At 68.7% G+C, this 6,110-nt stretch carries 4 protein-coding genes; all 4 read left to right on the forward strand.

Annotated features, from left to right (window positions below):
• On the forward strand, window positions 1–1,182 hold a 1,182-nt coding region (locus VGC47_13825; protein ID HEX9856388.1), incomplete at its 5' end, for a LamG-like jellyroll fold domain-containing protein.
• Between the two features lie 49 nt (window positions 1,183–1,231).
• Window positions 1,232–4,360 (forward strand): LamG-like jellyroll fold domain-containing protein, encoded by a 3,129-nt coding sequence (locus VGC47_13830; GenBank protein ID HEX9856389.1) that lies wholly within the window; start codon window positions 1,232–1,234, stop codon window positions 4,358–4,360.
• A gap of 80 nt (window positions 4,361–4,440) precedes the next feature.
• The gene (locus VGC47_13835; GenBank protein ID HEX9856390.1) at window positions 4,441–5,751 is read left to right on the forward strand and encodes a hypothetical protein; all 1,311 of its coding nucleotides are present in this window, start codon (window positions 4,441–4,443) and stop codon (window positions 5,749–5,751) included.
• Window positions 5,748–6,110, forward strand: a 363-nt coding sequence (locus tag VGC47_13840; protein ID HEX9856391.1) for a hypothetical protein, incomplete at its 3' end; no start/stop codon positions are given. The genes VGC47_13835 and VGC47_13840, both read left to right, overlap by 4 nt.

A 6,110-nucleotide genomic window follows, 5' to 3' on the forward strand; every position in this document is an offset into this window, starting at 1 on the left:
GGCTCGGATGCCGGAATCGGGGCGATGAACAACGACGTGCGGTTCCACGACGGCACCGTCAACGGCGACGGCTTCGAGTTCGACGGAACCATCGACGAGGTGGTCACGTATCCGACGGCGCTCGGTGCGGCCCGAATCGCCACCCACTACACCGCCGGTGCCGCCACCCCAGGTGACACCCCGCCAACCATCGGATTCTCCAACCCGACCAACGGCGCCACCGTCGCCGGCACCATCACGATCCAGCTCATGGCGGGAGACATCGAGGATGCCCCAGGGACGCTCGACGTCGAGGTCTCGATCGACGGGGGTGGTTTCCAGGATGCCGCCTTCAACGCCGGGTCGGGCTTCTACGAGATCGCATGGAACACGACGGCCGTCGGCGACGGCGTCGTCAACCTGACCGGCAGGGCGACCGACTCCGACGCCAACGTCGCCAACACGGCCATCGCGGTGACCGTCGCCAACTCGGGACCGTCGTACGTCGACGTCATCGGGGCCGACAACCCGACCATCTGGTACCGGCTCGGCGAGTCGACGGGAACCGTGGCCGCCGACGAGACGGGAGCGCTCGACGCGGCGTACGCCGGCAGCCCGGGCCTCGGAGCCGCCGGCCTGATCGCCGGGGATGCCAGCTCGTCGGTCGCCTTCGACGGCAACAACGACGTCGTCGAGGTCCCGGACTCCAGCCTGATCAACGTCGGTGGAAAGGCGCGGATGACGATCGAGCTGTGGTTCAACGCAGACGACGTCACCACCCGCCAGGTGCTCTACGAGCAGGGCGGGACGGCGAAGGGCATGGCGATCTACCTGGACGCCGGTCAGCTGTACGCCGGCGCGTGGAACCTGACCGGAGGCACCACATGGGGCCCGGCCTTCGTCTCGACGCCGGTGGCCACCGGGTCCACCCATCACGTCGTCCTGTCCTTCGACGGCGCAGGAGGCCGCCTCGACGCATACGTGGACGGCGCCAGCATCGGGTTGGCGACCGGGCTGGCGAATCTCGGCAGCCACGGATCCGATGTCGGGATCGGCGCCATGAACGACTCCGTGATGTTCCACGACGGAGGCTCGACCGGTGACGGCTTCGAGTTCGACGGGCGGATCGACGAGGTGGCGATCTACTACAACGTGGCTCTCGACGCGGCTGCGGCTTCCGCGCACCATGCGGCGGGTTCTTGAGGCCGGCCCGTCCACCACATAGCCCGGCGGCCATGCGAGGATCGACTGTATGCGTTTGAGACACGCCGTGGTGGCGGTCGCGACGGCGGCGGCCGTGCTTCCGGCGGCGGCATCGCCGGCGGGTGCGGAGCTCACGGACGATGTCGTCAGGACGTGGGGCGTCTCCGGGCTCGCACCTGCGGTGACCACGGCGATACCTTCCGAAGTCTGGGCGATCGAGCAGATCGGCAACACGATCTACGTGGGTGGCCGCTTCACGACGGTGATCGAGCGGCGCAACCGCGAGGAGTACGACCAGCCGTTCCTGGCCGCCTTCGACGCCACCACGGGTGATTGGATCGACTGGTGGCGCCCCGACCTCGACGGGAGCGTCTTCTCGCTGCAGCGGTCACCCGACGGGTCGCGTCTGTTCGTGGGTGGCGAGTTCGCGACTGTCAATGGGCATCCGATGACATCGGGGCTCGTGGCGCTCGACCCTGCCTCCGGCACCATCGACCCGTCCTTCCGAGCGTCGCTCGACAACTTCTTCTCGCCGAACCCCGGGGTCGTACGGGACCTCGCCATCCGTGGCACCTGGTTGTACGCCGCCGGGAACTTCACGCACGTCACGACGTTGCCCAACTTCACGCGGAGGGCGGTGTCGAAGGTCATGCGGGTCTCGCTCGCCAACGGCGAGGTCGACCTCGATTGGCGGCCGACGGTGACCGGAGGGTCGGTGTGGGGCATCGCTCCGAGCCCGAACGGCCAACGCGTCTATCTGGCTGGGATCTTCGAGGCCGTCAACGGCGAAGACGACTCGGAGTACTTCTGGACCGTCAACGGGACGAATGGCGCCACGGTCCAGGGGCTCGAGCCGATCCAGTTCAACGCCAATCAGCGTGACCAGTTCGACGTCGCCGCGGTCGGCGACAAGGTGTTCCTCGGCGGTTCCCAGCATTTCCTCCAGGTGCTCGACGCGGCGGACCTGAGCGTCGAGCAGACGTTCTTCACCGGTCAGGGCTCGAACAACCTCACCGGCGGGGGCGACTTCCAGGATCTCGAGGTCGTCGGGGACAGGGTGTACGCAAGCTGCCACTGCTTCGCCTCGATCTGGCAGGGCAACCAGTTCCTCGGCGACATCTCGGGTCTCGCAGGATTCGAGGCCGACACGGGAGACTTCATCGACTCGTGGCCCGACGTCCCGCCTGGATCGACTGGTCCGTGGGCGATCCACGGCGCCGGGGACGGCTGCCTGTGGCTGGGAGGCGACATGAGCCCGGCAGGCTTCCCGTTCATCAACGCGGTGGTCAAGCTGTGCGACGAAGCGGGGCCGGGACCGCCGGTGGGGCCGCCGCTGCAGGAACCGCCGCCCGACACGTCCAACCCGAGTGTGCCGGGGAGCGTCGGCGCGGCGGTGATCGACGACACGGACGTCGAGGTCTCGTGGACGGCATCGTCGGACGCCAACGGCATAGCCCACTACAACGTGTACCGGAACGGGAACAAGATCGGTGAGACGGCGGAGACGTCGTACCGTTTCGTGCAACCGGCGGCCGGCACGTTCACCTTCTCCGTGCGGGCCGTCGACCCCTCACAGAACCTGAGCGCTGCGGGAGGCGCCGCTCCCCTCGCCGTGCCCCCCGTCCCCGGCAAGGCCGAGATCCTCATCGATGCCGGCTTCGACTCTGGGGCTAACGGATTCACGTATTCGGACGACACCTTTCGGGGCACGTCGGAGCCCGACTACGCAGACGGCGCCAGGTTCCCGTACGCCGGGTACCGGCGTGGCGGGCTCGAGGTGGCGCTCGGGGGGGTCGACGACGTCGACGGGTTCGGCATGTCCGGCGGTTTCACGCGACAGTTCACCCTCGACGAGCCGACGGCGGTGTACATCAGTCTCCGTACGCTCGTCATCCAGTCGAGCGCCTACGAGCCGGACGAGTACACCGAGTCGCTCGTCGCCATCGACGGCGACCTCGTCGGGTTCGAACCCGACGGGGAGATCACGAGGGTCGCAGACGGCGGCTCGAGTGGATGGGTGGAGTTCGAGCGTGAGCTCGGCGTCCTCGGCGCAGGGACTCACACCATCGTCGTCGGGGGCTACAACAACAAGAAGACGTTCGCCAACGAGTTCGGTCAAGTGAACTTCGACGACCTGCTCGTGGCCGGGACGGCGCCCGGGGTCGGGATCGCGGCGCCGCCGAACGGAGGGTCCGTCGACGTCGGCTCGAACGTGGCGATCAGGGTCGGTGCCCGCGACGTCCAAGACCCGCTCGGATCGTTGTCCGTGGAGGTCAGGGTCGACGGAGGATCATGGACGGCGGCGGCATGGAACGCCGCCAACCTGCGCTACCAGTCGTCCTGGGCTTCGCAAGGCCACGGCGAGGGGCCGGTGACGGTCGAGGCGCGTGCCACCGACTCCGACGGCAACACGACGCATGCAGCTCCGGTCACCTTCACCCTGGGCCAGGTCGACGAGGAGTACGCCGAGGTGGTGGTCGCCGACGACCCAGTCGCCTACTGGCGCCTCGGAGAGACTTCGGGCAGCTCGGCGGCGGACGCCTCCGGGTCGGGCAACACCGCCCGGTATCGAGCGGACGTCGACCTCGGCAGGCCGGCACTCATCGACGACGACGATGGAGCCGTCCGCCTCGACGGATCGAAGGCGCGGATCTCGGTCCCGGACTCCCAAGACCTCAACAAGGCACCGGTCACCAGGTACACGGTCGAGGCGTGGATCCGGGTCGCCGATGCGTCGGACGGCAGGCAGGTCGTCTACGAACAGGGCGGCAAGAGGCGCGGCCTCGCCCTCTACATCCGCCAGGGCAAGGTCTGGGCGGGCGCCTGGGACGTCACGGACAACGGCGGCGACACTCCCTGGGGCCCGGTCTTCATCAAGAAGAAGATCACCTCCGGCCAGGTGCATCACGTCGTGATGGTGTACGACCGCGGAGACGACGAGCTTCGCCTCTTCGTCGACGGCGTGAAGGTGCGAGAAGGCTCGGGCATCGGACGCCTCCACCCACACTCCGCCAACATCGGCGTCGGTGCGATGATCGACGAAACTCGGTTCGACAACGGCGTAGCGAGTGGCGAGAAGGGCAAGTACTTCGACGGGGTGATCGACGAGGTAGCCGTCTACCGCAAGGCGCTCCGCAAGGCGAGCATCGTTGACCACTTCCAAGTCGGAATCGGCTGAGGCATCCGTACGATGCAGCCGATGAGTTCGCAGCAGCGCCCGACGACGGTGGGCGCACCTACGGGTCCCGACCGGCAGTCATGAGACGTCGCATCCCAGCCGGCCTCCTCGACGCCGGCCTCGCAGCACTGGCCTCGTTCGCGGTCGGGCTCTACGCCGCCTGGGTGTGGCAGGACGACCTGGGCACCCTGGGCGTCTACGCCCTGTTCATGGCGGCATTCGGGCTGGCGACCGCCGTCGGCAGCCAGGCGATCTTCATCCCCGCGGAGAAGGCGACTCTCGAGTTGGCCACGCCCGAGCGGGTGGCGCTGCTCCCTCGCACGATCCGGCGGGGCCTGCCTCTGGCGATCGCAGCCGGCGCCGTCATGCTGGCCCCTTCCCTGATCGCAAGGGCGCAAGGCACCGAGTGGGCCGCGATCGCTCCTCTGGTGCTCACGGCGGGCGCGGCTTCGATCGTGTCCCCCGTCCAGGATCACGCCAGACGGGTGCTTCACCTCGCCGGGATCTCATGGTCGGCGGCGTTCGTCTCGATCGTCCAGGTGAGCGTGGCGGTCGTCACCGTGGCGACGTTGCACGCTCTCTCCCTCGATCCTGCCTGGATCCCCTTCGGAGCTCTCGCTACGGCCAACGTCACGTCGCTCACGGCGGCCATTCTCATGGCGCGCCGGCGCCGTGCAGCCGTCGGCCCTGCGGATCCCGACAGGCTCGCAGCGGCCACCGCCATGCTCGGATACGGGAGCCTCTTGCGATCGGGACGCTGGCTGGCTCCAACCGGGATCATGTCGACCGGGAACAACCTCGTGGTCGCCGCGATCGTGTCGACCCTCGTCGGCCAGGAGGCGCTCGGCTTCGCAGAAGCGGCCAGGACCATCGGCCAACCGATCCTCGTCCTGGCGTTCGGGCTGCGCAGCGTGCTCGGTCCACAGTCCATGGAGGCCGCCAAGCAGCGGTCGAGGCCGGACGCCCGACGAGTCGCCTCCATGTTCTACAAGCTGACCCTGATCCTCGGCGTCGCCTACCTGGCCGTCGCAGGCTTCGCGTGGCCCTTCAACCCGTTCGCCCACATCGTGGAGAGGGCGTACAGCATCGGCGGTCTGGTGGCCACCGCAATCGTCGCCAACGCACTCAACGGCCTGGCGTTCCCCGGTCGCCTGGAGCTCATCGGCGGCGACCGCGAGCGCTCCCTGTTCACGTCGGAGGTCATCGCCAACGCAGCGCAGCTCGTCGTCGCGGCTGCCGTGGCTCTGGCGGCAGGGTCGTCGACCCGATCCGGGGCGTTCGCAGTGGCGATCGCATTCGCGGCACTGGGGGCGGCCAGGCTCCCGCTGTACAGGATGCACCTCGACAGCCTGTACCGCCCCGCGGCGGCCGCGGAGGTCACGGCGACATGACGGAGCCCGCCACCTACAAGGCGTTTCCTCCAGGGTGGGGACACATCCTCGTGCCGGTCGGCTCCAGGGCCGCCGCCAGGGCCGGGGTCGCCATGTACACCCCCGGCTCCCGCAAGGGCGAGATGGCACAAGCGGCAGCGTGGGCAGCCGTCTCGCTCGGCGGCGCCCGTTTGCTCCCCGGTCGCGCCGAGCAGTGGCGCAGCGCCGTCTCCCCGGCGGCGCTCGAGCAGATGCTCTCAGCGGTGTCGGACGCCGTCGGCTCGTTCGACGGCCACGTCGTGTACGAGCGCAGGGAGGGACGCCCCGGACTCCTCTTGTTGATCATCCGCGCCGACGAGCCCGTCGGATTCCTCAAGGCG

The sequence above is a fragment of the Acidimicrobiia bacterium genome, from assembly GCA_036396535.1.
Lineage (GTDB): Bacteria > Actinomycetota > Acidimicrobiia > Spongiisociales > UBA5794 > DASWKR01.

Coding starts and splice junctions, on each gene's coding strand:
- VGC47_13830 (HEX9856389.1), top strand. CDS start 1,232: ATGCGTTTGAGACACGCCGTGGTGGCGGTCGCGACGGCGGCGGCCGTG.
- VGC47_13835 (HEX9856390.1), top strand. CDS start 4,441: ATGAGACGTCGCATCCCAGCCGGCCTCCTCGACGCCGGCCTCGCAGCA.